This is a genomic window from Methylobacterium sp. E-046 (assembly GCF_022829625.1).
Classification (GTDB): domain Bacteria; phylum Pseudomonadota; class Alphaproteobacteria; order Rhizobiales; family Beijerinckiaceae; genus Methylobacterium; species Methylobacterium longum.
In genome coordinates this window covers 101,465-125,302 of sequence record NZ_JAKSYP010000052.1, presented here as the reverse complement: position 1 = coordinate 125,302, position 23,838 = coordinate 101,465, and the positions used below count along the sequence as shown (strand labels likewise).

At 70.0% G+C, this 23,838-nt stretch carries 26 protein-coding genes, 1 tRNA gene and 1 pseudogene; 11 read left to right on the top strand and 17 right to left on the bottom strand.

Annotated features, from left to right (window positions below; translation table 11 throughout):
• The 8 genes and pseudogenes from MKK82_RS03145 to MKK82_RS03110 form a co-directional block, all read right to left on the bottom strand.
• Window positions 1–141: pseudogene (locus tag MKK82_RS03145) on the bottom strand (electron transfer flavoprotein subunit beta/FixA family protein); the annotation flags it as partial.
• A gap of 163 nt (window positions 142–304) precedes the next feature.
• Window positions 305–877 (bottom strand): cob(I)yrinic acid a,c-diamide adenosyltransferase, encoded by a 573-nt coding sequence (locus MKK82_RS03140; protein WP_238289069.1) that lies wholly within the window; start codon window positions 875–877, stop codon window positions 305–307.
• Window positions 878–888: 11 nt separating this feature from the next.
• A complete protein-coding gene (locus MKK82_RS03135; RefSeq protein ID WP_238289071.1) occupies window positions 889–1,515 on the bottom strand; it encodes an acyloxyacyl hydrolase in 627 nt (208 codons plus the stop codon).
• A gap of 139 nt (window positions 1,516–1,654) precedes the next feature.
• The gene (locus MKK82_RS03130) at window positions 1,655–1,840 is read right to left on the bottom strand and encodes a twin transmembrane helix small protein (RefSeq protein WP_238289073.1); all 186 of its coding nucleotides are present in this window, start codon (window positions 1,838–1,840) and stop codon (window positions 1,655–1,657) included.
• Between the two features lie 69 nt (window positions 1,841–1,909).
• Window positions 1,910–4,540: a TIGR02302 family protein gene (locus tag MKK82_RS03125; RefSeq protein ID WP_409566772.1), complete on the bottom strand. Its 2,631-nt coding sequence runs from the start codon at window positions 4,538–4,540 to the stop codon at window positions 1,910–1,912.
• A gap of 124 nt (window positions 4,541–4,664) precedes the next feature.
• Complete coding sequence (locus MKK82_RS03120) at window positions 4,665–5,873, bottom strand: polyhydroxyalkanoate depolymerase (protein ID WP_243984631.1); 1,209 nt, start codon at window positions 5,871–5,873, stop codon at window positions 4,665–4,667.
• 323 nt (window positions 5,874–6,196) lie between these two features.
• Entirely contained in the window at window positions 6,197–6,442 is a 246-nt protein-coding gene (locus MKK82_RS03115) for a hypothetical protein (RefSeq protein WP_238289078.1), read from the bottom strand.
• Between the two features lie 170 nt (window positions 6,443–6,612).
• Window positions 6,613–6,822 carry a hypothetical protein gene (locus tag MKK82_RS03110; RefSeq protein WP_238289079.1) on the bottom strand — a complete coding sequence of 70 codons (210 nt, stop codon included), beginning with the start codon at window positions 6,820–6,822 and terminating at the stop codon, window positions 6,613–6,615.
• A 365-nt stretch (window positions 6,823–7,187) separates the two neighbouring features.
• On the opposite strand from MKK82_RS03110, the gene MKK82_RS03105 reads away from it, so the two are divergent.
• From MKK82_RS03105 to MKK82_RS03095, 3 genes are all read left to right on the top strand, one after another.
• A complete protein-coding gene (locus MKK82_RS03105) occupies window positions 7,188–7,841 on the top strand; it encodes a Maf-like protein (protein ID WP_238289081.1) in 654 nt (217 codons plus the stop codon).
• An 8-nt stretch (window positions 7,842–7,849) separates the two neighbouring features.
• The gene (locus MKK82_RS03100) at window positions 7,850–8,020 is read left to right on the top strand and encodes a DNA gyrase inhibitor YacG (RefSeq protein WP_238289278.1); all 171 of its coding nucleotides are present in this window, start codon (window positions 7,850–7,852) and stop codon (window positions 8,018–8,020) included.
• 107 nt (window positions 8,021–8,127) lie between these two features.
• A tRNA-Phe gene (locus MKK82_RS03095) sits at window positions 8,128–8,203 on the top strand.
• 368 nt (window positions 8,204–8,571) lie between these two features.
• On the opposite strand, the gene MKK82_RS03090 is transcribed toward MKK82_RS03095, so the two are convergent.
• Together MKK82_RS03090 and MKK82_RS03085 are read right to left on the bottom strand one after the other, a co-directional pair.
• Window positions 8,572–9,075 carry a cache domain-containing protein gene (locus tag MKK82_RS03090; RefSeq protein ID WP_243984629.1) on the bottom strand — a complete coding sequence of 168 codons (504 nt, stop codon included), beginning with the start codon at window positions 9,073–9,075 and terminating at the stop codon, window positions 8,572–8,574.
• Window positions 9,076–9,085: 10 nt separating this feature from the next.
• Entirely contained in the window at window positions 9,086–9,454 is a 369-nt protein-coding gene (locus tag MKK82_RS03085) for a hypothetical protein (protein ID WP_238289085.1), read from the bottom strand.
• A 280-nt stretch (window positions 9,455–9,734) separates the two neighbouring features.
• On the opposite strand from MKK82_RS03085, the gene MKK82_RS03080 reads away from it, so the two are divergent.
• The gene (locus MKK82_RS03080; RefSeq protein ID WP_238289087.1) at window positions 9,735–10,349 is read left to right on the top strand and encodes a PAS domain-containing protein; all 615 of its coding nucleotides are present in this window, start codon (window positions 9,735–9,737) and stop codon (window positions 10,347–10,349) included.
• 34 nt (window positions 10,350–10,383) lie between these two features.
• On the opposite strand, the gene MKK82_RS03075 is transcribed toward MKK82_RS03080, so the two are convergent.
• Window positions 10,384–11,136, bottom strand: coding sequence for a Crp/Fnr family transcriptional regulator (locus MKK82_RS03075; RefSeq protein ID WP_238289089.1), 753 nt, complete (start codon window positions 11,134–11,136; stop codon window positions 10,384–10,386).
• Between the two features lie 354 nt (window positions 11,137–11,490).
• Between MKK82_RS03075 and MKK82_RS03070 the strand changes: the two genes are divergently transcribed.
• Window positions 11,491–12,480, top strand: coding sequence for a phosphoribosylaminoimidazolesuccinocarboxamide synthase (locus MKK82_RS03070; protein ID WP_238289090.1), 990 nt, complete (start codon window positions 11,491–11,493; stop codon window positions 12,478–12,480).
• An 84-nt stretch (window positions 12,481–12,564) separates the two neighbouring features.
• Here the strand turns inward: MKK82_RS03070 and MKK82_RS03065 are convergent, their stop codons facing one another.
• The 3 genes from MKK82_RS03065 to MKK82_RS03055 form a co-directional block, all read right to left on the bottom strand.
• Complete coding sequence (locus tag MKK82_RS03065; RefSeq protein ID WP_238289092.1) at window positions 12,565–12,846, bottom strand: DUF2312 domain-containing protein; 282 nt, start codon at window positions 12,844–12,846, stop codon at window positions 12,565–12,567.
• 96 nt (window positions 12,847–12,942) lie between these two features.
• On the bottom strand, window positions 12,943–14,097 hold the full coding sequence (locus tag MKK82_RS03060; RefSeq protein WP_238289094.1) for an alpha/beta hydrolase: 1,155 nt from the start codon (window positions 14,095–14,097) through the stop codon (window positions 12,943–12,945).
• A gap of 99 nt (window positions 14,098–14,196) precedes the next feature.
• A complete protein-coding gene (locus tag MKK82_RS03055) occupies window positions 14,197–15,561 on the bottom strand; it encodes an MFS family transporter (RefSeq protein ID WP_238289095.1) in 1,365 nt (454 codons plus the stop codon).
• 233 nt (window positions 15,562–15,794) lie between these two features.
• Between MKK82_RS03055 and MKK82_RS03050 the strand changes: the two genes are divergently transcribed.
• Window positions 15,795–16,568 (top strand): DUF1236 domain-containing protein, encoded by a 774-nt coding sequence (locus tag MKK82_RS03050; protein ID WP_238289098.1) that lies wholly within the window; start codon window positions 15,795–15,797, stop codon window positions 16,566–16,568.
• A gap of 48 nt (window positions 16,569–16,616) precedes the next feature.
• On the opposite strand, the gene hrcA is transcribed toward MKK82_RS03050, so the two are convergent.
• Window positions 16,617–17,672: a heat-inducible transcriptional repressor HrcA gene (gene hrcA, locus MKK82_RS03045; RefSeq protein WP_238289280.1), complete on the bottom strand. Its 1,056-nt coding sequence runs from the start codon at window positions 17,670–17,672 to the stop codon at window positions 16,617–16,619.
• A 167-nt stretch (window positions 17,673–17,839) separates the two neighbouring features.
• Here hrcA and rph point away from each other — a divergent pair, with 167 nt between their 5' ends.
• Genes rph through hemW form a run of 3 tightly spaced genes read left to right on the top strand, consistent with a single transcriptional unit; the run spans window position 17,840 to window position 20,393 of the window.
• Entirely contained in the window at window positions 17,840–18,553 is a 714-nt protein-coding gene (gene rph / locus MKK82_RS03040) for a ribonuclease PH (RefSeq protein ID WP_238289100.1), read from the top strand.
• A complete protein-coding gene (gene rdgB, locus MKK82_RS03035; RefSeq protein WP_238289101.1) occupies window positions 18,550–19,179 on the top strand; it encodes an RdgB/HAM1 family non-canonical purine NTP pyrophosphatase in 630 nt (209 codons plus the stop codon). Before rph ends, rdgB begins: the two co-directional genes overlap by 4 nt.
• A gap of 38 nt (window positions 19,180–19,217) precedes the next feature.
• Window positions 19,218–20,393 (top strand): radical SAM family heme chaperone HemW, encoded by a 1,176-nt coding sequence (gene hemW, locus MKK82_RS03030; RefSeq protein ID WP_238289104.1) that lies wholly within the window; start codon window positions 19,218–19,220, stop codon window positions 20,391–20,393.
• A 39-nt stretch (window positions 20,394–20,432) separates the two neighbouring features.
• Here the strand turns inward: hemW and MKK82_RS03025 are convergent, their stop codons facing one another.
• Complete coding sequence (locus tag MKK82_RS03025; protein ID WP_238289106.1) at window positions 20,433–21,704, bottom strand: penicillin-binding protein activator; 1,272 nt, start codon at window positions 21,702–21,704, stop codon at window positions 20,433–20,435.
• A gap of 136 nt (window positions 21,705–21,840) precedes the next feature.
• Here MKK82_RS03025 and rsmI point away from each other — a divergent pair, with 136 nt between their 5' ends.
• Together rsmI and MKK82_RS03015 are read left to right on the top strand one after the other, a co-directional pair.
• Window positions 21,841–22,812: a 16S rRNA (cytidine(1402)-2'-O)-methyltransferase gene (rsmI, locus tag MKK82_RS03020; RefSeq protein WP_238289108.1), complete on the top strand. Its 972-nt coding sequence runs from the start codon at window positions 21,841–21,843 to the stop codon at window positions 22,810–22,812.
• A complete protein-coding gene (locus tag MKK82_RS03015; RefSeq protein WP_238289110.1) occupies window positions 22,809–23,198 on the top strand; it encodes a YraN family protein in 390 nt (129 codons plus the stop codon). Before rsmI ends, MKK82_RS03015 begins: the two co-directional genes overlap by 4 nt.
• Before the next feature lie 34 nt (window positions 23,199–23,232).
• Here MKK82_RS03015 and MKK82_RS03010 read toward each other — a convergent pair whose 3' ends face one another.
• Window positions 23,233–23,622, bottom strand: coding sequence for a response regulator (locus MKK82_RS03010; protein WP_243984628.1), 390 nt, complete (start codon window positions 23,620–23,622; stop codon window positions 23,233–23,235).
• Window positions 23,623–23,838: the final 216 nt, after the last annotated feature.

Below are 23,838 nucleotides of genomic sequence, written 5' to 3'. Positions count from 1 at the left end.
GATCGCCTCCTCCACCGCAATCTCGTCGAACGGGTTCATCGACATCTTCACGTTCGCCAGCTCGACCCCGGAGCCGTCCGCCTTCACACGGATCTTGACGTTGTAGTCCACCACCCGCTTCACAGGCACCAGAACCTTCATGGCGGCTTCGATCCTTCCCCGGAGGATTCTTGTCGTCGTGCACGCCTCTCCCGCTGTCACCGGGACTGCGGGGGCGGGGCACGCAAGGTGCCGGACCGTAACGGCCACATTTCCGCCTTGTCAACGCGGCGCGTTGGAGGCCGACGAAAACGGGACGGGTGGATCAGCGGTTGGCGCCGGGCACCCAGAGGACATCGTCGGCGCCGTCGGCGTTGGCCGCGCGGCTGGCGACGAACAGGAAGTCGGACAGCCGGTTCAGGTATCGCAGCGACTCGGGCGACACGCTTTCGTCCGCGCGGGCGGCGAGACTCACCGCCAGACGTTCGGCCCGCCGGCACACGGTGCGGGCGAGGTGAAGGGCCGCGGAGGCCGGGGATCCACCGGGCAGGACGAAGGATTTCAGGGGCGCGATCGGCTCGTTCAGAGCGTCGATGTCGCGCTCCAGGCGCTCGACTTGGCTCGCCACGATCCGCAGCGGCTCGTACGGCAGCGGCTCGGGCGTCGGGGGAGTCGCCAGATCGGCGCCGAGATCGAAGAGGTCGTTCTGGATGGCGCCCAGCATGGCGTCCAGGCGGCCCTCCGTGTGGAGGCGCGCCATGCCGATACAGGCGTTGGTCTCGTCGACAGTGCCGTAGGTCTCGATCCGCAGGTCCGCTTTGGAACGGCGCTGCCCGTCCGCCAGCGCGGTCGTGCCCTTGTCGCCGGTGCGCGTGTAGATGCGGTTGAGCTTGACCACGGGATCCGGTCTCAGAAAGTGTAGCCGATCTTGCCGCCGAAATTGGTCAAACCGCGATTGTTCGCGCAGAGCCCGGCATTCGACATGTGTTCGACCGTCGCCATGATGCTCCAATGCTCGGTGAGGCGATAGCCCAGCGCCGCGGCTTCGCGGAACATCGGAGAGCAGCCGAGCGTGTTGAAGCCGTAGGGCGTCTCGGCCTTCGGGCCGGTATAGCCGTTATGGGCAACCCCGCCGAAGAACCCGTCGAGGAAGATTCGGCGGTTGAAGGTCTCGGGGAAGATCTCCACCGTCCAGGTCGCGCCGAGATAGGCGTAGCTCGTCCGGCCGCCGGTGTTGTAGCTGCCGCCCACCGTGGGGCGCGGCACGAAGGCCTGCCAGAACGGATCGGCGCTGATCTGCGGCTTGGCGAAGAGGATCTCGCCGTTGACGTTCGCCTTGCTGAAGCCGGGGAGCTTGCCCTCGGCGCTGCCCGGATCCTGTACCGCTCCGCCGATCCGCACCTCCGACACGATGCTGAGCGGCTGAGCCGGAGCCGCGTAGGCCGCCGGCAGCGGCGGCGCGTCCGCGGCCGACACGGGCAGGATCGCCGCACCGGTGAGGAGGCCGATAAGGCAGGTACGGAAAGGGGTGGTCATGCGGTCTCGGCCGGGAAGGCTTGGCAGTTCTTCTCTACCGAGCGTAGCACGAGGTCTGCGGGCTCAGGCGCTGAATTCATCCGACGCGGCGGCGAAAGGCACCGGGTGCGGCGGCGCGGTCACACCCGGTCGCGTGCGCTCAGGCCGAGCGCCACCAGACGACGCCCATGATGATCACGATCGCCACGAATTGGAGCAGGACCCGCAGGCGCATCAACTTCTGCGAGATGTTGGCGCTCCCGCCCCGCATCATGTTGGCCAAGCCGAAGAACAGCACGAAGGCCACGGCCAAGCAGGCGAGGAGGACGAGGGTGTTGGACGACATGGGGCGTTGATCCGGGCCGAACCGGTGCCGTGAGCCGGCACCGCGTGGCGTCTTGGGGTTGTCGGGGGTTCAGTTGCGGCGGAGCAGGCGCTCGAAATAATCGAGCTCCTCGCGGGGACGGGTCGGGTCGCCCAGCTTGCGACGCAGCTCTTCCATGATGCGGCGGGCCCGCTGAACCGCCGATTCGTCCGCGGTCGGCACACGTACCCGTCCGTCGCTCATGTCGCGACCGCGCGTCGGGCGGCCGAGGGGATCGTCGTCCCGGGCGCCGGCCTGACCCTGCTGGCCGGGCTGCTGACCGCCCTCCTGCTGGCCTTCGCCCTGACCCTCCGCCATGTCCTGCATCTGCTGCGCCATGCCCTCGGCGCCGCGCTTGAGGCCATCGAGGGCCCGGCCCTGGGCATCCACCGCCTCGCCGGAATCGCCCTGCTTCAGGGCGTTCTCGGCGTCCCGCATCGCGTTCTCGGCGTCGGCCAGACCCTGCTCGCCGCGCATGCCGTTCTCCTTCATGCGCTGCTCAAGCTCTTCCAGCTTCTGCCGAAGCGCCTGCTGGCGCTCGCCGACATCGCCCTGCTGGCCCTGTCCCCGCTGGCCTTGTTGACCCTGCTGTCCCTGGCCCTGCTGGCCCTGCTGTCCTTGGCCCTGCTGCTTCTGCCCCTGGCCACCCTGCTGTCCCTGCTGCTGCTGGCCGCGGTTCTGCGGCTTCTGGCCGCCGCGCTGCTCCTGCCCATCCTTGAAGGTCTCGTCGCGCAGGCCCTGCTGCTCCTTCGCCATCTCGTCGAGATTGCGCATCTGCTTCTGCATCTCGCGGGCCGCCTGATCGGTGCGGCTGCCCCGCTCCGCGGACTGGAGATTTTCCAGGGTGTTGCGCAACTGCTCCATGAGGCGCTGCGCCTCCGCGGTATCGCCGCGCTTCATGGCCTCGGCCATGTCCTGGATCATCTTGTCGAGATCCTGGGGCGTGACGGTCTTCGATTGCTGATTGCCCTGGCTCCGCTCGCTCTGCTCGCGGGGTTCCCGGCCCTGCTTCTGAGCCATCTCGGAGAGGAACTTGTCGAGGGCCTGCTTCAGGTCCTGGGTCAGGCGCTTGATCTCGTCGTCGGGCGCATTGCGCTCCATGGCCTCCTTCAGCCGGTCCTGCGCCAGGCGCAGCTGCTTCTCGGCATCCGACAGGTCGCCGTCCTCGATCTTGAGCGCCATCTCCCAGAGAAGATCGGCCACTTCGATCAGATCGGGATCGGTCTTGGCGCTGCGCAGCCGTTCCGTGGCGGTCCGGAGACCGAGGAAGATCGCGGGCTGCGGCGTGAACGTGTCGGGCGCGACCAGGAGCGCGTCCAGGGCGCTCTGCACCCAGCGGCGATCCGTGTCCGGTGCCGTGACAAGGCGGCGGCGTCCCTCAGCCAGCGCTCGCGCCAGGGGCTCGCGGAACGGCCGCGACGGTAGCGTGATCTCGGTGTCCGGCGTGCGCCCTTCCTGACCGGCCTCGTCCTTCACCACGATATGGTAGCGCACGCGCGCGCCGGACCAGGCATTGTCGGTGAGGTCGACGAGGGTCTTGGTATCGGTCTCGCCCGCGGCGTCGGCCGGCAGGGCGAGACCGATGCGCGGCACGGAGACCAGGGACCGCCCGGGCTTGAGCGGCTCGATCAGTCCCTCGGCTGCGCTGATCCCGTAATCGTCCTTAGCCCTGTAGCTCAGGTTGAAGGTGCCGCGCCCGTTCACCTCGGGCCCGCCGGTCGCGGTCACCTCCGGCGGGCGGTCCGGTATCGCGTCCACGGTCAGACGCTGCCGACCGGCCGGCGTGACGATGACGAGCTCGGCACCGCCGACGATGCGGTAGCGTTCCTCTCGCAGATCCGGCCGCGCCTCCTGGCCGGGCACCGGAACGAGGCCGGCATTGGGCGTCAGCGTCGTGTTTGCCGCGGCCTTGCCCTGGCCGGCGATGCGCACGATCAGCTGCGCGTTGACCGGCGCGCGCAGGTGCTGGTCGCTCCCGTCCATCGCGATCAGCAGCGGTGGCAGGCGGGTGTAGAGTGGCGGATCGATCCAGCCGTCCACGCGGAAGTTCGGACCGGGCGCAGCCGGCTCCTGCCAGTCGAACGCCGCACCGATGCGCTCGCGCCATTCCGGTCCCGCCGCGAACAGGCTCGCCACGGCGGCGACGATCAGACCGGCCCGCAGCGCGAAGGGGTCGAGCCGGGTCATGCCCGGGCGGGGCAAGCCGACGCGCAGGGCAGCCACGGCCCGTGCGGCGCGCCTCTGGTGCAGGTCCCAGAGGGCGCGGCTGCCTGCATCCGCGGCGCCGACAATCAGGGTATCCTGCGCCGCGGAGGCGGGCCCGTGGCGCAGGGACGGATCACGCGACGCGGCTTCGCGATCGATCCGGGCGAGTGCCGCGCGGCGGTCAGGCCGGGCGAGGTGAACGAGCGGCATGAGCGCGGTGACCAGGAGAGCCGCGACCACGCCGAGGCCGATCTGCCGCCCCAGCGGCGGCAGGTCCAGCCACAGGCCCGTCCATGAGAGGACCAGGAACAGGAGGCCGACGCCCAATCCGCGCCACAGAACCGGCCAGGCCTGCTCCCACAGGACGGCCGCCCGCGCCTGGGCCACCAGCCGGTCGAGGCGCGTGGCCGCCACGGGCCGTTTTGATGCGCGGCCGGTCTTGCCGTCGTCGCTGCCGAAACCGTCCCTGTCGATCACGCCGACCGTTCCGCCCCACGCCTATGAGCCCGGCAGGGGCCCGGCTCTGTCCGAAGAGGCTATCATGGTGAGCCGCGGCCGTCGGCGGGTCAAATCGGCGCGACGTCGGCCGTACGATCCGGCGTCAGTTGTGGGACTGGATGAAGTTGCGCACCTGGGGGTAGATCTGGGTTTCCCAGCGCCGTCCCGCGAAAACGCCGTAATGGCCGACCCCGGCCTGCAGATAATGGGTCCGCATGTAAGGCGCGAGACCCGTGCAGAGTTCGTGCGCCGCCATGGTCTGGCCGACGGCGCAGATGTCGTCCCGCTCGCCCTCCACGGTCATCAGGGCGGTCCGCCGGATGGCTCCGAGGTCGATCGGATCGCCGCGATAGCGCACCGCGTTCCTGGCCAGGGCGTGATCCTGGAAGACGGTCTTGACCGTTTCCAGATAGAAATCGGCCGCGAGATCCAGAACGGCGAAGTACTCGTCGTAGAACGTCTCGATGGCCTCCGCCTTCGCGTGTTCGCCGTTCGCCATGTGCCAGAACAGGTCGGTATGGCCCTGGATGTGGCGCTTGGCGTTCATCGCCGTGAAGGCCGAGACCTGCACGAAACCCGGATAGACCTTGCGGCCGGCTCCCTTGTGGCGCGCAGGAACGGTGGCGATCAGGTTCTGCTCGAACCATTCGATCGGCTTCGAGGTGGCGAGTTCGTTCACGCCCGTGGGGTTGACGCGGCAATCCACCGGGCCGGCCATCAGGGTCATGCTGCGCGGAGCCGCCGCGTCCTTGGTCTGCGCCATGACGGCCGCAGCCACCAGCGCCTGCACGGCCGGCTGGCAGACCGCCACCATGTGGGCGCCTTCACCGATCGTCTGCAGGAAGTGGACGAGGTGGCCGACATAGTCGTCGAACCCGAACCGACCCTCCGACAGCGGCACGTCGCGGGCGTTGTGCCAATCGGTGATGTAGACGTCGTGGTCCGGCAGCATCGTGCGCACCGTGGCGCGCAGGAGCGTCGCGAAGTGCCCCGACATCGGCGCGACCATGAGCACCTTGGGCTGGTCGGTGTGGATGTCCTTCCGGAAGTGCAGCAGGGTGCCGAACGGTGTGACCGCGACGGGCTCCTCGACGACCGGAACGCTGCGGTTGCCGACCTTCACCGCGTCGATGCCATAGGCCGGTCGGGCGAAGGTCAGCCCCGTGCGCATCATCATCCGGGCGCCGGCGGACATCCACGTGATCGGCTGGCCCCATGCGCGCCACGGTGACCAGACGTCGTTCAGCAGCCGTCCCCAGGCCCGGGTCTGGGCTGCGATGTCGGTCTGCAGGTCGAACGCATGGTAGATCATGGGGTCGGGCACTCGCGGAACCCGGCCCAGCACGGGGCCTTCGGGACGGCTCGGTCGGCAGATGCCGGGATCAGGCTTGCATCAGCGTTGCCAAGCAGGATGGGTCCGGTGCCGTACGGCCGCAACTGTTCTAAAGCCCTAGTGAAGCAGGAATTGTACTGACGTGTCTTTGGTGCACCATTCAATTCTCCTCCGTCGAATCGGGGCAGGTCACGCGGTGGAGTCTCGGCGGATCGCCGGCAGACCTTGCCGAGAATTTCGGCACGCCGGCCAACAACGGCGTCGGCCGGCGGGATTGCGGTGGTGTGCCCGGCATATAGGGCTCACGATGCCCGTCGGATCACCCGGCCGGGATCGCCTTCCAGGCGCCGATGCTCGCAGGCGATCTTGAGATAGCGGTCGCTGCCGCCGGGAAGTCCGGCCTGCGCGGCCATTGTCTGGGCGTGCATCAGGCATTCCATCGGCGAGTGGGCCGGGGCGACGATGACGTCGAGTGCGGTGACGCGGGAGCAATCCTGCGCGAGCAGAGTACCGGCGCAGACAAGGGCGACAGAGAGCAGTTCTGACATGACGGACCTCCACTCCGTGTGAACGAAAGGTCCGCGGGGTGCTCCGGCGTGAGAGCCACCGCGTTGTCGTTGCCTGAGTGCTTCCTCCGGTTATCGATCACTCTTTGACCGCGATCTTTGCATGTCGCGTGCCAAGGGCGGGCACCCGTGACGGTCTGGAAGAAGACGCGTCAGTCGCGGGCGGGCAGCCAGTGCGTCTCAGGCTCGGTCGCGGGCAGCAGCGCCGCGACGGCGTCGAGATCCACGACGTACTGGTCGGTGAGCTTCTGCCAGATCTCAACCGGCGAGCTCACCTTCGGCCGCAATCCGTCGAGGGCACGGGTGAGGAGCGCTGCGGTGACGAGCTTGGGGCGTCGCAGGAGCGGATCGGCGTTGAGCATCGGGGTCCACCTCTTCCGATGTCTGCATTCTCCGCCCGTCTTGGTTAACACTCGGTTACGGTTCGGTGCGACGTCTGCGGCTTGACTTGCCGAATATTAAAACCGGTCCCGACGCCCGAATTTTGATCATGAACGTGTCTTCAATCGGGAATGCCGGGCACCAGGGCAGGCTGGGAACGTCTTCGTGCCAGCACGTCGCGGGCGGCGATCGGAGATCGAGGATCCATTGCCGCCCGCTGCCGGCTCCGGTTCACAACCCGGACCCCTTCGCTTATCAGGCTGCCGGATCAAGGCTGTCCTGGCCGATGATGGCGCTCTGGATCAGGAGCCCCGTCGCCCCCGGCCGCCCGTGCGAGTGGAACACCATGGACGCCACACCTGAAGCGGTCGGTGCGACGCAGGGAGCGAAGACCCGCCTCGTGCTGGCTTCCGCCTCGCCTCGACGCCTCGCGCTCCTGCAGCAGATCGGGATCGAGCCGGACGCGCTGCTGCCCGCCGAGGTCGACGAGACGCCGCGCAAGGCCGAGCCCCCGCGTGAACTCGCTCGGCGCCTCGCTCGGACAAAGCTCGCGACCGCCGAGGCGGCGCTGCACCTGGACGCCACGACGACGCCGACTTGGCTGGTATCGGCCGACACGGTCGTGGCGGTCGGACGGCGCGTCCTTCCGAAGGCCGAGGTCCCGGACGAGGCGGCGGATTGCCTGCGTCTGCTGTCCGGGCGCCAGCACCGGGTCTTCACGGCCGTCTGCGTGCTCTCGCCGCGCGGGCGGCGGGAGCGGATCGTGGAGAGCCGCGTGCGGTTCAAGCGCCTTTCGGGCCGGGACATCCAAGGCTACCTCGCCTCCGGCGAGTGGCGTGGTAAGGCCGGCGGCTACGCCATCCAGGGGCTGGCGGGCGCGTTCGTGGTGAAACTCGTGGGGTCCTACAGCGCGGTGGTCGGCCTCCCGCTCTACGAGACGATGAGCCTGCTCGACGGCGAGGGGTATCCGATCCGGGCCGGGTGGGGCGGCCTCGCGTGAGCCGCGCGATGCGTCCCGCCTGTCCGATCTGCCGACGGCCCGAGTCGGCGGAATTCCGGCCGTTCTGCTCTCAGCGCTGCGCTGACGTCGACCTGGGGCGCTGGTTGAACGAGCGTTACGCCATACCCGAGGAGCTCGACTCCGATGAGCCGCCCCGCGAGCCGGATCCGGACGCCTGACGATTTTTCCGGCCGTTCGGTCACGCCGGTGTCACGGCAAGGCTGGACAGGCCGCGCAGCCTTCACTATACCCCGCGGCGTCCGAGGCCGACAGCGGCGCGGGCGACGCCCAGGTAGCTCAGTTGGTAGAGCATGCGACTGAAAATCGCAGTGTCGGCGGTTCGACTCCGTCCCTGGGCACCATCCGCCTCCTGACAGCGGACCGAGGCCTAGCGCCTCTCCAATCCGCGGTATCGGGTTCGCTGTGTCGCGTCCAGCGCGGCTCCGTCCCCCGAGGGCTTGTCGTCTGATCGACCCCGCTGGCCCGCACCCAGCTTCCCGGCTGAGATCATCGGCGGTACCGACCGTCCATGGAACCGCGCGGGCGGCGCGATGCGGCGGCGAATGGAAAACCGCTTCCGTGCCTGCGTTGCTACGATCCGATACTGTTCGTGGCGCGAGCATGACGCTTTCGACGCGGCGCTCGTCGAACCAGATGCAGAGAACAAGCCATCGGTGAGAAGGCTCGCCGTCCTGGCGGGTACCGCCTGCCGCGGTCGTGCACGGCGGTCTCAGCGCCCATCGACGTAGACGCCGGCGCCCACCAGCGCCTCGACGCCGTCGACGCGCGTGCCGCAAACGTAACTCCACTTCACGGCTGCGGCAGCCTCGCCAGGCTTGGGAAACATGTAGTCGACCCAGCCGGATCCGAAGCGTCTGACCACGTCGACGAAGTCCCTGTGAAACCGTTTTCCATCGGCGTCGCGCTCGTCGAGCAGATCCCGTCCTTCGCGGTTCGGGCGGGCGGCATTGAGAAGCACGATGCCCTGCATGTCGACGACGAACAGGTAGACATCGCCGTAGCGCCACCCGCTGCCTTTCCTCCGGAAGGCCGAGAAGGCCGCGGAACCCTGTTGCTCCAGAGCCTCGGCCGCCCGGTTGACCAAGGCTTCGATCTCGGCGGCTTGGTGGGAGGGCGGGGGGTGTCGCTCGCCAAACGCATTGAAGGGCGCGCAGAAGAGCAGCGGCGCGACTAGCCAAGTTGCGAGCCTGACGTTGCCGCGCCCCGAGGGCATCACGGCACCATCACCGGCCCGATCGGAGCGTAGTCTCGGCTCCGCCGGTTTGTCCGCCAACGGGGAGATCCGACGGGCGGGATGTCCAGTTGCCTGAATACCCCCGTCCTGGCCGCAACGGCACGATCCACCAGACGCGCTTGCGGGCAGCCGGCCGGCCCGCCGTCGCGGGCAGGGGCAGCGTCGCGCGCTCGGGGTGATGGCAGTGGTGCTCGATGATGCGGCTCAGATGCCTGACCGCCGCCAGGATCTGCGCGGCCATCAACAGATGACCCTCGCGCGCGCCGTCCCGCTCGAGGCGGAGCATGTCGGTCTCGGCGCGTGACACGATGTCCCGGGCCTCCCAATAGAAGAGTTCGAGCTGCGCGAGATTTGTCATCCACGCCTCCGCGTCAACACGGTTCTCGCATTCAGGAGACGTTGAATAGCGCTTCGATCAGTCGAAGCGCATCATCCATTTAGAGGTTTTGCCACGATCCTTTGCGTGGAGCGCCGAACCTCTGCCGGCTGAGATTCGACGGTGGGCGACGGTCTCGTGTCGGGGCGTAGAATGGTACCGGTCGCGCGGCCACCGCAGCGATCTCAATCCGAATCTTTCTTGCGGAGACCTGATTTCACTATAACGTGGATCAGCTTTTGTTCAACCGGCTCGACATCCCATGCCGAAACTGAACGCGCCCGGCGGCTGGCACCTCGGTAACACGCTCCGGTATGCGCGCGACTCCCGCGACGAGATCGGAGCGTGGTCGTGGGACGCCGCGTCCGATCGCGCGTTCGCCGATACCTATGTGGCGCATCTTTTCAATGTCGATCCGGTCGACGCCGAGGTCGGTCTGCCGGTCGCCGCGTACGTCGCCAGCATCCACCCGGCGGATCGACGGCAGGTGCTGGCGGCGTTCCGGAAGGACGCCCAGGAGGGCAGACCCTATCTTTTCGAGTACCGCGTCCGCTCCGCGGACGGCGTCACGCGCTGGGTGCTCACCCGCGGCCGGTTCTTCTGTAATCACCGCGGCCAACCAGTCAGCGGCCGCGGCATCATCGTGGACATCACCCGCCTTCGTGCGAACCGCGACGGCGACGGACTCTCCGACACGGGGTCGGATCGCTCTACCTCGTCGCTGGATCAGGCCGCCGCGGCGGCGATCGCGGCCTATCAGACGCTGGGCGCACTGAACGACCGTGAGCTGACGTCGCGTGCCGAGGCACTCCTGAACCAGATCGGGCGCAGGCTCGCCGCGCAGGAACTCACGGAGCGGCGCCGCCGGCTGAGCTGACGGTCGACGCGGATGACGCCGCGACGCGGACCGGCTACGGCGCATCCTGGTCGCGAAGATGCAGATACGTCGGATCGAACTCGGCGGCCGATTTCAGGCCGTCCCAGTCGTCGACGGAGAGGCGCCGGCTGCGCAGGGTGATCAGGCCCGCGGCCTTCAGATCCCGGATGGTCCGGTTGACGTGAACCGGTGTAATCCCGAGGGCGTCCGCGAGCTCCGGCTGCGTCATCGGCAACTCGCAGCTCCGGTCCGGCGCGAGCCCGACCGCGCCGAGGCGCGTCACCAGCTCGCAGAACAGATGGGCCATGCGGGCATACGCGTCGCGCCGGCCCGTATTGAGCATCCACTCCCGCACGATGGCGGCGTCGATCAGGGTCCCCCGCCAGAAGAGGTCGTTGAGCCGCGGGTGCGCCCGGAGCAATGCGCGCGCCGCCTCGTGCTGCACGAAGCCGAGGCGGCACGGACTGATGGTGGCGATGCTGACGTCCAGGACTTCCAGGTGGAGGCTCTGGAAGTCCGGGATGTCGCCGGGAACGTGGTAGCTCATGACCTGCCGCTTGCCGGCCCGGGTCGATTTGTACGTGCAGGCTATACCGTCCAGCAGGGCGAAGCACCGGGACGGACGGTCACCCTCACGCACGATGTCCTGGTAGGCCTCGACGGTCGCCATCTGCATGGGCAGGGCGTGCAGGGCCGCGCGCTCCTCGTCGGTCGGTTTGAACAGGGCGATGCTGTCGAGCTTGCGCAGGAATGGATGCCTGCCCGGCTGGTGCGTGGATTCGATCATCGCGCCTCGGCTGTCCGGCGGCGTCGCGCGTCCTCGCGGCCACCAACACCCTCACCACACGCTCTGGCGGACTAGGATAGGGCCGGCGATCGATCGCGACCAGAGCCATCGCCCGCGGCCGAGGTCGATATCCGGCCGGTCGCCGGCCCCGGCGCGGCGGCCGCGTCGTCGCTCGACGCGGTGCGCCGTGGTCCGACGGCAGGTGAGGATGGATCGGGCCGGTCGCCGAGCTGCGGGCGGTAAGCCCGGCCCCGCGCGCGGGCGAGGCCGGGGGCCTGGGACTGGAAATCTCCCGTCCGTCCGCGCACACAGGGATCGCGGCGGGATCGCCGCGCAGCCTGACGGGAAGCTCCGATGAACCCGGCCGACCTCGCTCCGCACGCGCACCAAGTCCTGAGCGAGGCGACTTTGCCCGAGTTGCCGAACCATTATCGCGGCAAGGTCCGGGACAATTACGACCTGCCGGACGGACGGCGCGTGCTGATCACCTCCGACCGGATCAGCGCCTTCGATCGCGCCCTCGCGGCGATCCCCTTCAAGGGACAGGTCCTCACGCAGACGGCGCGCTACTGGTTCGAGAGGACGGCCGACATCTGCCCGAACCACGTGATCGCCTATCCCGACCCGAACGTCGTCGTCGGCCAGCGCCTGGAGATCCTCCCCGTCGAGGTCGTGGTGCGGGGCTACCTCGCGGGCACGACCTCCACGTCGATCCTGACGCGCTACCGCGCCGGCGAGCGGGCGATGTACGGACACCGCTTCCCGGATGGATTGCAGCCGAATGCGCGCCTGCCGCAGGCCATCATCACGCCGACCACGAAGGCGTTCGACGGCGGCCATGACGAGCCCCTGACCGAGGGCGAGATCCTGGAGCGCGGTCTGCTCACGCCGGATCAGTGGCGGACGGTTTCCGAGGCGGCGCTGGCGCTCTTCGCCCGCGGCCAGTCGCTGGCCGCCGAGCGCGGGCTGATCCTGGCGGACACGAAATACGAGTTCGGCACCGACGGTCAGGGCCGCATCGTCCTCGCCGACGAGATCCACACGCCCGACAGCAGCCGCTACTGGTTCGCCCAGAGCTTCCCCGAGCGCTTTGCCGCCGGGGCGGCGCCGGAGAGCTTCGACAAGGATTTCGTGCGCAATTGGGTGGTGGCCCGGTGCGATCCCTATACGGATCCGATCCCCGAGATCCCGGCCGAAATCGTGCTGGAGACGGCGGCCGTCTATATCCGCGCCTACGAGACCATCACCGGTGAACGCTTCGTGCTGCCGGATCCCGCCGAGGATCCCCTCGACCGGATCCGGCGCAACATCGCCGCCTACCTGGGCGCGGACGCGCGACGCTGAGGATCGGGGCGGCCCCGCGGGGGAGGGACCTGGGTCTCTCCTCCGCCGAAGTTCGGCTGCGCGATCGTCACCGCGATCGGGCCCTCAGGCGGCCGCGGCCATCGGGGCCGGGGTGGGGGCATCCATCGCGCGCAGGTACACGTCGAGCAGCGTCTCCTGCTCGTCCCGCTCGTCCTTGTCCTGCTTGCGGATCTTCAGGATCTCCTTGAGAACCTTGACGTCCAGGCCCTCGCCCTTCGCCTCGGCGAGGACCTCCTTCTTGGCCTCCATCAGGTCCTTGATCTCTTCCTCCAGCCGCTCCACGCGCTCGATGATCGAGCGGATGCGATCGCCCGCGATGCCCACGGTATCGGTCATGTCCGTCATGCAAACCCTCGCTGCAAACCCTCGCTGGATGACCGGCGGACCCTCGCCGGGACGGGGTTAGCGGCGGGTTAAACGCGGCGCGCGCGTCGCGGCCGGTCAGCGCGTCCGCTGCTCGATCCAGCCGATGATCGCGTCAGCCACCTGATCGCTGTTCGATTCCAGCATCATCATGTGGCCGTTGCCGCGGATGCCGTGCTCGGCGAGGGCCAGCCGGTCCGGCTTTGCCCCGGCCTGCGTGAGGAAGGCGGCCGTGCAGTCGTCCATCGTCGCGCGGAACGATGCCTCCGCGGTCACGATCACGGCCGGCACCTTGGCGAGGTTCGGGAGCGTCCGGGCCGGGGCCGCCTGGAGCCAGCAGCGGATCTGGTCCGGCCGGGCCGGGGTGTCGGCCTGGACGACGGTGAGGTCGGCGGGGCTGCTCACGGGCGGCTCGAAATGCAGGGGAACCCGGGTGATGCCGTAAGGCCGTGCGCGGGCCTCGCTCACGCGCTCGTACCAGTCCGTCCCGCCCTTGAATCGGATGTCGTAGAAGGTCGGACCGTTGGGCTCGACCGCGACGTGGGCCTTCACGAGGTCGGGCCTCTGGTCCGACACGGCCCAGCCGAAGACGCCGGCCTGGGAATGGGTGAGCAGGATCGCGGGCCCGATCTTTTCCAGGAGCGCGATCAGCGCCGGATCGACCAGTTCCTCGCTCTTCAGGGCGCTCGCGATGTAGGGGACCTGCGACAGGTAGAACTGGTCGAAGGCGGCGTTGCCGCGCACGCCCGGTCCGCCCGGCCACTGCGTGTGCAGCTTGGCCTGCGGATACAGCGTGGACCGCTCCTGCCCGGTGAAGACGGTCTCGAGATCCTCGACCGGAAGGCGGGCATAGGGACCGTAGGCCTCCGCGTCTCCGCCCGCGCGACCGCGTCCCACCTGATCGATCACGTAGGTGGCGAAACCCTTGGCCGCGAAGCGGTCCGCCCAACCCGGCCGGCCGTCGGGCGTACCGAGGAAGTTGGTCCCGGTCTGCGCGGTGCCGTGGACGAGGACGATCGGGTAGGGTTGCGTGATCTGCGCGGGCGCGCGGTATTCGACGAACATCTGCCCGGCCGCGACGGTCTTGTCCTTGGCCGCCTGGTAGTGCCCGCCGACGAAGAAGTAGCCGGCGGGCTGCGTCGGTCTGAACGGCGCGGTGTCGTCCGCGTGTCCGGGGCAGGCCGCAGCGAGACCCAGGAGAGCCAGGGCTCCGGCAGCAGCGAACGTGCGCATCGTGTCCTCCCGGGCGTGGGTTCCCCGCGGACGTCCGGCGCCCGGCGGAATGTCAGTTGGCGGAAGGAGCCGGACCGCTCCGGACGTCCGGCTCCCCGATCAGGCGTGGGCGAGGCGCGGCTTCTTGCCGAGCGCCTCCTCGACGGTGCCGGCGCCGTCGAGATAGCCGTGGACCTTGGGGTTCGGCATGATCAGCGAGGCCACGAAGGCGATCGCCATCAGCACGGTCACGTACCAGAAGAACGTGCTCTCCATGCCGTTGTCCTTGAACCACAGGGCCACGAACTCCGCGGTGCCGCCGAAGGTGGCGTTGGCCAGCGCGTAGGACAGGCCGACGCCCAGGGCGCGCACGTTGGTGGGGAACAGCTCGGCTTTCACGATGCCGCTGATGCCCGTGTAGAACGACACCACGGCGAGCCCCAGCGTGATCAGCGCGAAGGCGAGGTAGGGGTCCTTGTTGGTCCCCAGCGCGGTCATCAGCGGCACGACCATGAGCGTGCCGAGCCCGCTGTAGAGCAGCATGTTGGCCTTGCGGCCGATCCTGTCGGAGAGCGCGCCGAAGAGCGGCTGGATGATCATGTAGACGAACAGCACCACCGTCATCGTCTGGGATGCCGAGGTCTTCGGCATGCCGGCGGTGTTGACGAGGTACTTCTGCATGTAGGTCGTAAAGGTGTAGAAGCTGAGCGAGCCCCCGGCCGTGTAGGCGATCACGACCAGGAACGCCCGCCAGTGCTTGGCCAGCGCGGAGAAGGTTCCGGCGGTCTCCTTGTCGCTGCTGTCTCGGGTCTCCGCCAGCGAGCGCCGGAGGTAGAGCGCGACGATCGCCAGGCCGGCGCCGATGAAGAACGGAATGCGCCAGCCCCAGGCCGTCAGCTCCGGACCGGTCATCACCGTCTGCAGCAGCACCAGGACCAGGGACGCGAGGAGCTGGCCGCCAATCAGCGTGACGTACTGGAACGAGGCGAAGAAGCCGCGCTGCCCTTTGATCGCCACCTCGCTCATGTAGGTCGCGGAGGTGCCGTACTCGCCGCCCACCGACAGGCCCTGGAGCATGCGGGCCAGCAGCAACAGCACCGGTGCCAGGGTGCCGACATGCTCGTAGGTCGGCAGGATGCCGATCAGCAGCGAACCGAAGCACATCATCAGCACCGAGATGACCATCGAGGTCCGGCGTCCGACCCGGTCGGCGATGCGCCCGAACAGCCAGCCACCGATCGGCCGCATGAAGAAGCCCACCGCGAAGATGCCGGCGGTCTGGAGAAGCTGGCTGGTGGAATCGCCCTTCGGGAAGAACGCGGGCGCGAAGTACAGGGCGAAGAAGGCGTAGCAGTAGAAGTCGTACCACTCGACGAGGTTGCCCGAGGACGAGCCGACGATCGCCCAGATGCGGCGCTTCCGGTCCGCGGCGTCGTCGAGGGCGCCCGGTGCGATACCGATGGTATCGTCTCTCGAAGCGGACATGGCGTCTCCGTCGATCAATCTTTGTGCCGGCCCGCGCCGGACTCTTCTTCGTGCGGCGCGACGTTACAGGTGACGATCCTGATCGCAAGTCCGTGATGGGTCTTTGCCGAGGACAGGGCGATGCCGTGTCACGTCCCGCCTGTCCCCCACCGGAAGGAACGGTTTGGCACGAGGGGTCGTTGCGGCCGGACGCGGGCGTCGACGGCGCGCCCTCAGCGGCGGGAGGACAGGCCATGAAGCGGATTCTGAGGGACACGGTGGCGGCCGTGATCGTGGTGGCCGGGGCGGCGACGGCGTTCGCGCAGGGCGGACCCGGCGGCGGCGCGGGCGGCGCAGGAGGCGGCCCCGGCGGCGGAGCGGGCGGTGCCGGGCCGGCCGCCGGCGGCGGCGCGGGAGTGGGCGGCGCGGGACCGGGTGGTGCTGGCGGCGGCATGCGGGGCGGCGCCGGCGGTGCCGAAGGCGGCGGTGCGATGCGGGGACCGGGCGGCGCCGAGCCGGGAGCCCCGGCCGGCCGCGGAGCCGAAGGGCCCGGCCGTCCCGGCGGCGCAGCCGAGCGCAATGGGGCCCCGGAACGTCCGGGCGCGGGCGCCAATCCCGGAGCCGGCGACCGTGGCGACCGGGGTGACCGGGGCGACCGGGGGGATCGTGGCGGCCGGGATGGCGCCGGTCCGAACCAGGGTGGCCGCGGTCCGGCCGGCGAGCGGGGCGGTCGTGGGGGTGTCCGCGAGGGCGGTTCCGTCCGCGGCGCGGTCGGCAGGCTCGACACCCGGCAGCGCACCGAGTTTCGCAGCTCAGTCACCCGCCTGGGCGTCTCGCCCCTGAGGGACGTGGCCTTCGGGCTGGCGGTCGGCACCGCGATCCCGCGCTCGGTGACGCTGCACCGGCTGCCGCCGGCCATCGTGTCGATCGTCCCGGAATACGAGGGCTACGAGTTCATCCTCGTGCGCGACGACATCGTGATCATCGATCCCGACACCTACGAGATCGTGGACGTGATCCCCGCCTGAGCGTTCCCCTCGGTCAAGCCGGGCAGGTTCGCGCCTGCCCGGCGCCTCTCACCGGCCTCCGTCGAGGAGCTTCGACACGACGCGGGCCGTATAATCGACCATCGGCACGATGCGCGCGTAGTTCAGGCGGGTCGGCCCGATCACGCCGACGACGCCGACGATGGTCTGCGACCCGTCGCGGAAGGGGGCCGCAATCAGCGACGAGCCCGAGAGCGAGAACAGCTTGTTCTCCGAACCGATGAAGATCCGCACGCCCTCGCCGCCCTCGGCGCGCGCGAGCAGGTCGATGACGTCCTTCTGGGTCTCCAGGTCGTTGAACAGCAGCCGGATGCGTTCGAGATCCTCCACGGCGCGCAGGTCGTCGAGCAGGTTGGCCTGACCGCGCACGATCAGCTGCCGCGCTTCCGTCGGTCCGACCGGGGTGGCCAGCCCGGCATCCACCAGCCGCTCGGTGATCGCGTCGAGCTCGCGCTTCATCGCCTTGCGGCCGGCTTCGATCTCCGCGCGAAGCGAGCCGAGGGTGCGGCCATGAAGCCGGGAGTTGAGGAAGTTCGTGGCCTCCTGGAGCGCTCCGGCCGGCAGGCCCGGCGGCAGGTCCACCAGCCGGTTCTCCACGGAGCCGTCGTCCGAGACCAGGATCACCAGGGCGCGGGCCGCATCGAGGCGGACGAACTCGATGTGCTTCAGGTTGACGTTCGCCTTGGTGGTCAGCACCACGCCGGCGCCGCGGGAGACGCCCGACAGCATCGTCGACGCCTCGGCGAGCGCCGACTCGAAGGTGTGGCCGGACGCGGCGGCGCGCATCTGCGCCTCGATGCGACCCTGCTCGTCCTGGCTGACGTCTCCGAGCTCGAGCATCGCGTCCACGAAGAACCGCAGGCCCAGCTCGGTGGGCAGCCGCCCCGCCGAGGTGTGGGGCGCGAAGATCAGGCCGGAATGCTCGAGATCCGCCATCACGTTGCGGATCGAGGCCGGCGACAGCGCCATCGGCAGAATGCGGGCGAGGTTTCGCGAGCCGACGGGCTCCCCCGTCGTGAGGTAGCTCTCGACGATCTGCCGGAAGATCTCGCGCGCCCGCTCGTTGAGCGCGGCGAGGGCCTGCATGGACTGGCCGTTGGTCACTCGAAGGTTCGGGTCTGTCACGCGGTCATCCTGTGGTCCGATCATGGCTAACCGACCCGCGCGGATCAATCCGCACGGAGATGCTTGCTCGCCGTGGCGCGGCGGCCTAAGAGCCCGGCCCTCGACTTCCTCGACAGAAAGGGCCCGCGATGCGGCCTTCCAAGCGTGCCGCCGACGAGTTGCGGCCCGTGAGCCTGGAGCGCGCGGTCTCGCGCTACGCGGAGGGCTCGTGCCTCGTGAGCTTCGGCAACACCCGGGTGCTCTGTACCGCATCCCTGGAAGAGCGCGGGCCCCCCTGGCTGCGCGGTTCGGGCAAGGGCTGGGTCACGGCCGAGTACGCCATGCTGCCGCGTGCGACGCACGAACGCACCCGGCGCGAGGTCGGTTCCGGCAAGCCCTCGGGGCGGACGCAGGAGATCCAGCGGCTGATCGGCCGCTCGCTCCGCGCCGTCACCAACCTGCCGGCGATCGGCGAGCGGCAGATCACGGTCGACTGCGACGTGATCCAGGCCGACGGCGGCACCCGGACCGCCGCCATCACCGGCGCCTGGGTGGCGCTGCACGACTGCTTCGCCTGGATGCGCACGCGCTCGATCATCTCGGTCGACCCGCTGCGCGACCACGTCGCGGCGGTCTCGTGCGGGCTCTACAAGGGGACGGCCGTCCTCGACCTCGACTACGCCGAGGACTCGGCCGCCGAGACCGACGCCAACTTCGTGCTCACCGGCCGGGGCGGCATCGTCGAGGTCCAGGGCACCGCCGAGATGGAGCCGTTCTCGGAGGGACAGCTCCTGGAGCTGCTGCGGCTCGCCCGCGCCGGTACCGACCGGCTGGTCGCCCTGCAGAAGGAGGCGATCGCGTGAGCCGCCGCCTCACCGGCAAGGTGGTGATCGCCACCCACAACGCCGGCAAGCTCACCGAGATGCGCGAATTGCTGGCACCCTTCGGGATCGAGGCGGTCTCCGCCGGGGAACTCGGCCTGCCGGAGCCGGAGGAGACCGGCACGATGTTCGCCGAGAACGCCGCCATCAAGGCGCGGGCCGCCGCCGACGCCACCGGCCTGCCGGCCTTCGCGGACGATTCCGGCCTGTGCGTGGACGCGCTGGACGGCGCGCCCGGCATCTTCTCGGCCCGCTGGGCCGGTCCGGCCAAGGATTTCGACGGCGCCATGGCGCGCATCTTCCACGAGCTGGAGCGGCGCGGGGCCCACAGCCGCCGGGCGCACTTCGTCTCGGCGCTGGTGCTCGCCTGGCCGGACGGCCACACGGAGCTGTTCGAGGGCCGGGTGTTCGGCGACCTCGTGGCGGCGAGGGGCTCGGCCGGCTTCGGCTACGACCCGATCTTCCGCCCCGAGGGACACGAGCGGACCTTCGGCGAGATGAGCGCGGACGAGAAGCACGGCGTCGACTGGCAGAAGGGCGAGGGGCTGTCGCACCGGGCGCGCGCCTTCGTGGATCTGAGCCGGGCCTGCCTCCCGCCCGGCGCCTGATTGCCAAACCGGCCGCGCGGCCTCACATCCGACCCATCATGAGCTTGCCCGGCCCCGACCATCCCACCCGCGACGCGGGCTTCGGGGTCTACCTGCACTGGCCCTTCTGCGCCGCGAAGTGCCCGTACTGCGACTTCAACAGCCACGTCCGGCACGGAGGCATCGACGAGCCGCGCTTCCTCGACGCCTTCCGGTCCGAGATCGCGCATTTCGCCGGCCGGACCCCCGGGCGGATCGTCACCAGCATCTTCCTCGGGGGCGGCACCCCGTCGCTGATGCGGCCGGCGACGGTCGCGGGCCTGCTCGACGCGGTGGCGGACCGGTGGAGCGTGGCGCCGGATGCGGAGATCACGCTGGAGGCCAACCCGTCCAGCGTCGAGGCCGGTCGTTTCCACGGTTACCGCGCCGCCGGGGTCAACCGGGTCTCCCTCGGCGTGCAGGCCCTCGACGACGCGTCGCTGAGGGCGTTGGGCCGGCTGCACGACGTCGCCCAGGCACTCGATGCCATCCGCGTCGCGCAGGCCGTCTTCGCGCGAACGTCCTTCGACCTGATCTACGCGCGGTCGGGGCAGACCCCCGAGATGTGGCGGGCGGAACTCGGCGCGGCGCTGACGCATGCCGCGGAACACCTCTCCCTGTACCAGCTCACGATCGAGCCCGGCACGCCGTTCCACGGGCTGGCGGCCGCCGGCAAGCTGGTGATCCCCGACGACGATACCGGTCGCGCCCTCTACGACGTGACGCAGGAGCTGTGCGGGCGCGCCGGCCTGCCGGCCTACGAGATATCGAACCACGCGCGGCCCGGGGCGGAGTCGCGCCACAACCTCCTGTACTGGCGCTACGGCGAGTATGCCGGGATCGGTCCCGGCGCGCATGGGCGGCTCGTCACCGCGGCCGGCCGGATCGGCACCGTCGTCGAGCGGTCGCCGGAGGCATGGCTCGCCCGGGTCGAGCGCGACGGTCACGGCATCGTCGAGACCGAAGCGCTGTCGGCGCCCGATCAGGCCGACGAATTCCTCGTGATGGGCCTGCGCCTCATGGAGGGCATCGATCCGGCACGGTACGCGGCCCTGAAGGGACGTCCGCTGAACGGCAACCGCATCGGCGTGCTGGTGGCCGACGGCCTGCTGGAGCGGCGGCCCGGCGGCCGCATCGCCGCGACGCCACGGGGGGCGCCGGTCCTCAATGCCCTCGTGGCCGAGCTGGCCGCCTGATCGGATCGCGGGCTCGGAGCGCGGGCTCGGATCGCGTCCTCAGATCGCGGGTTTCGACAGGAGCCGCGGAGCCGCGCTCGCCACGGTCGCGGCGTTGTTGCGGATCTCGTAGACGGCCAGATTCCGCTCGCTCTGCCCGTCCGACCGGAACCGGAAGGTGCCGTCGATACCGGCGAATCCCGATCCGTTCGTCAGGGTTGCCTCGACGAATCGCTGTGAGCCGTATTGCCGCGCCAGCGCGGCGGTGAGCATCACGGCGTCGTAGGCGAGGGAGGCCACGCGCGGCGGGACGCTGCCGAAGCGGGCTTGGTAGCGCCCGCTGAAATTCGAGAACCCGCTCCGGTCCGGTGCCGCGAACCGGCCCCCCTGGAGGACCGGCAGCGCGAACAGGGCGGGCTCGTTCCACAGCGCCGTCCCGATCGGGCGGACCCGGTCCGGCGAGAAGCCGGCCCGGGTCAGGGCCGTGGCGACGGCCGGCAGGCCCTCCGCGGTCTCCGGGATGAACAGCGCGTCGGCGGTCGCCCCGGGACCGGTGATGACCCGCGACAGCCGCTCCACGGCGGGACCCGGCGCACCGGCCGGATACCGCTCGACGGCCGCGACCCGGGCGCCCCGCCGCGCCACGACCTCGCGGAACTCCGCCTCGACCGCGTTGCCGTAGGCCGTGTCCGGGATCAGTGCCGCGAAGGAGCGCTTGCCTGCGGCAACGGATTCCTCGACCACCCGGTTGACCTCCGCCTGCGGCAGGAAGCTCAGGAGGTAGACGTTGCGGGCCGCCACGGTCGCATCCGTGGAGAAGCCGATGACCGGCTTGCCCGCCGTCCTCGCCACCGTGGAGGCAGCCTGCACGTTGCCGGCGAAGACGGGGCCGAGAATGATCTCGGCTCCCTGCCGCACGGCCTCCTGCGCGGCATCCCGGGCGCCGTCCGGGCTGCTCCGGTCATCCTCCACCAGGATGGTCAGGTCCGGCTGCTGCGCCTCCTCGAATGCGAGTTCGGCCGCGTTGCGCATGGCGGCGCCGACCGCGGCTCCCTGTCCGCTCAGCGGCAGCACCAGGGCGACCTTCACCGCGCCGGCACCGATGCGCCGCTGCGCACCGGAGGCGGCCGGCGTCGGGGCCTCGGCGGGCGACGCCGCCTGGGGCGCCTGCGGCACCTCGGCGGGCGGCGTGAGCGCGGCCTGCGGTGCCGTACGGCGTCGGCCGATATCGGTGCCGAGGCAGCCGCCGAGGAGCGGCAGCGCGACGCAGAGCGCGACGGTCAGGGCAGTGACGCGCGGGCGACCATCCCGCGCGCCGATCGGACGCGCCATCGCGCGGACTCCCTCGTGCAGGCGGGGCGAGCCTGACCGCGGCCCTCGGAAATGTAAACGCGCCGACCGGGACTTGCCCACGTTCGGGTACGTCTCGCCGCGACGAAGGGCGGCCAGTGTGGCAACATGGTCGACGATGACCCGACGATTCGATGCCCCGGGGGCCGCTTCCCCGACGAAAGCCCCATCCCACAGGCCGAGCGGCGACCGGCCCAGGACCCAGACGTTCACGGCCTTCGGGCTGGCGAGCGAGGCCGAGCCGCTCCCGCCCGGCCTGCACATCGTGGCGACGCCGATCGGCAACCTGCGCGACATCACCATCCGCGCGCTGGCGACCCTCGCGGCGGCGGACGCGGTGCTCGCCGAGGACACGCGCGTGACCCGCACGCTTCTGGCGCATTACGGCATCACGACGCCGCTGCTGGCCTACCATGAGCATTCCAACGACGCGGTGCGCGAGCGCATGGTCGGCCGCCTGCGCGCCGGCGAGGCCCTGGCCCTGGTTTCGGATGCCGGCACGCCGCTGGTCTCCGATCCCGGCTACAAGCTCGTTCAGGCCGCCATCGAAGCCGGCATCGCGATCACGCCGGTCCCCGGTCCGTCCGCCGTCATGACCGCCCTGGTCGCCGCGGGTCTGCCGACGGACCGCTTCTTCTTCGAAGGGTTCCTGCCCCAGAAGGCGGGGGCGCGGCGCAACCGGCTGGAGGCGCTGGTGCCGGTCCCGGGCACGCTGGTCCTGTTCGAGTCGCCGCATCGTCTCCCGGAGATGCTGGCGGACGCCGCCGCCGTCCTCGGCGCCGACCGTCCCGCTGCCGTGACCCGCGAACTGACGAAGTTCTACGAGACCGTCCGCCGGGACACGCTGGGGTCGCTGAGCGCGCGCTTCGCCGAGGAGGGCCCGCCGAAGGGCGAGATCGTCGTCATCATCGGTGCGGCCACGACGCCGGAGCGCACCGCCGACAGCGACGCCACCCTGGACGCCCTGGTCCGGACCGCCCTCGAACGCCACTCCATCAAGGATGCCGCCAGCCTCGTGGCCGACGAGACCGGGCAGCCGCGCCGCCTCGTCTATGCGCGGGCGCTGGTGCTGGCGCGGGGCGACGCTTGACCGGCCCGCTGCCCGACCGGGTTGCGCGGCGCAGGGCGGCCTACCGGCGCGGTCATCGCGCCGAGTGGCTGGCGCTGGCGGCGCTGATGCTCAAGGGTTACTGGCCGATCGGCCGTCGCGTCAGCATCGCCGGTGGCGAGATCGACCTGATCGTCCGGCGCTGGAGCACGATCGCGTTCGTGGAGGTGAAGGCGCGGCCCCGGCGGGAGGATGCCCGGGAGGCCATCGACGCCGCCAAGCGGCGCCGCTTCTCCCGTGCCGTCCGGGCCTGGATCGGTCGCAACGCCTGGTGCGCGGGCATGACGTTTCGGGCGGATGCCGTGTTCGTCGGCCTGCGGGAATGGCCGGCCCACGTCGCCGACGCCTTCGTGATCGAAGGGCTGTGACGGTGCCGGGCGTTCCGCGCGGCCCCGGCGTCCGTCAGGTGCGCACGGCTCGGATGGCACCGATCAGCGTCCGCTTCAGGTCGGCCTGACTGAAGGGCTTCTGGACGACCGGCCTGTCGCGGAACGGCTCACGGATGCCCGCGCCGCCGTAGCCCGTCGAGAAGACCAAGGGCAGGTCGCGCTTGGCGATCGCCTCGGCCACCGGGTAGATCGGTTCGCCCGCGACGTTCACGTCCAGGATCGCGACCTCGAAAGCCTCCTGCGACGCCATCTCGAGAGCCAACGACAGGCGCGCGGCCGGTCCCACGACGGCGCAGCCGAAATCGAGGAGCATGTCCTCGAGGAGCATCGAGATCGCTGCCTCATCCTCCACGACGAGTACGCGGATGCCGTTGAGGACGTCATCGTTGGGGTCAGCAGTCACGCCGGGCCGTCTTCCCTTCGAACGCCCCCGTCGCCGGGGATCTTGCCGTGCAGTTGGTCGCGCCGCGCGGGCCGCATGAGCCGCGCCCGGAAATACCGGTTCAGCCTCGACGGGTGGCCCGCGAGATGACCTTTGGCGTCGCCCGTAATGCGCAACGTGTCAAGCGTTCTCGGGTCGTTCCGCGGCCTTTCGAGCCCGGGATGTTAACCGATGATA

Coding starts and splice junctions, on each gene's coding strand:
- MKK82_RS03135 (WP_238289071.1), bottom strand. CDS start 1,515: ATGACCACCCCTTTCCGTACCTGCCTTATCGGCCTCCTCACCGGTGCG.
- MKK82_RS03130 (WP_238289073.1), bottom strand. CDS start 1,840: ATGTCGTCCAACACCCTCGTCCTCCTCGCCTGCTTGGCCGTGGCCTTC.
- MKK82_RS03120 (WP_243984631.1), bottom strand. CDS start 5,873: ATGATCTACCATGCGTTCGACCTGCAGACCGACATCGCAGCCCAGACC.
- MKK82_RS03115 (WP_238289078.1), bottom strand. CDS start 6,442: ATGTCAGAACTGCTCTCTGTCGCCCTTGTCTGCGCCGGTACTCTGCTC.
- MKK82_RS03110 (WP_238289079.1), bottom strand. CDS start 6,822: ATGCTCAACGCCGATCCGCTCCTGCGACGCCCCAAGCTCGTCACCGCA.
- MKK82_RS03105 (WP_238289081.1), top strand. CDS start 7,188: ATGGACGCCACACCTGAAGCGGTCGGTGCGACGCAGGGAGCGAAGACC.
- MKK82_RS03100 (WP_238289278.1), top strand. CDS start 7,850: ATGCGTCCCGCCTGTCCGATCTGCCGACGGCCCGAGTCGGCGGAATTC.
- MKK82_RS03090 (WP_243984629.1), bottom strand. CDS start 9,075: ATGCCCTCGGGGCGCGGCAACGTCAGGCTCGCAACTTGGCTAGTCGCG.
- MKK82_RS03085 (WP_238289085.1), bottom strand. CDS start 9,454: ATGACAAATCTCGCGCAGCTCGAACTCTTCTATTGGGAGGCCCGGGAC.
- MKK82_RS03080 (WP_238289087.1), top strand. CDS start 9,735: ATGCCGAAACTGAACGCGCCCGGCGGCTGGCACCTCGGTAACACGCTC.
- MKK82_RS03075 (WP_238289089.1), bottom strand. CDS start 11,136: ATGATCGAATCCACGCACCAGCCGGGCAGGCATCCATTCCTGCGCAAG.
- MKK82_RS03070 (WP_238289090.1), top strand. CDS start 11,491: ATGAACCCGGCCGACCTCGCTCCGCACGCGCACCAAGTCCTGAGCGAG.
- MKK82_RS03065 (WP_238289092.1), bottom strand. CDS start 12,846: ATGACGGACATGACCGATACCGTGGGCATCGCGGGCGATCGCATCCGC.
- MKK82_RS03060 (WP_238289094.1), bottom strand. CDS start 14,097: ATGCGCACGTTCGCTGCTGCCGGAGCCCTGGCTCTCCTGGGTCTCGCT.
- MKK82_RS03055 (WP_238289095.1), bottom strand. CDS start 15,561: ATGTCCGCTTCGAGAGACGATACCATCGGTATCGCACCGGGCGCCCTC.
- MKK82_RS03050 (WP_238289098.1), top strand. CDS start 15,795: ATGAAGCGGATTCTGAGGGACACGGTGGCGGCCGTGATCGTGGTGGCC.
- hrcA (WP_238289280.1), bottom strand. CDS start 17,672: ATGCAGGCCCTCGCCGCGCTCAACGAGCGGGCGCGCGAGATCTTCCGG.
- rph (WP_238289100.1), top strand. CDS start 17,840: ATGCGGCCTTCCAAGCGTGCCGCCGACGAGTTGCGGCCCGTGAGCCTG.
- hemW (WP_238289104.1), top strand. CDS start 19,218: ATGAGCTTGCCCGGCCCCGACCATCCCACCCGCGACGCGGGCTTCGGG.
- MKK82_RS03025 (WP_238289106.1), bottom strand. CDS start 21,704: ATGGCGCGTCCGATCGGCGCGCGGGATGGTCGCCCGCGCGTCACTGCC.
- rsmI (WP_238289108.1), top strand. CDS start 21,841: ATGACCCGACGATTCGATGCCCCGGGGGCCGCTTCCCCGACGAAAGCC.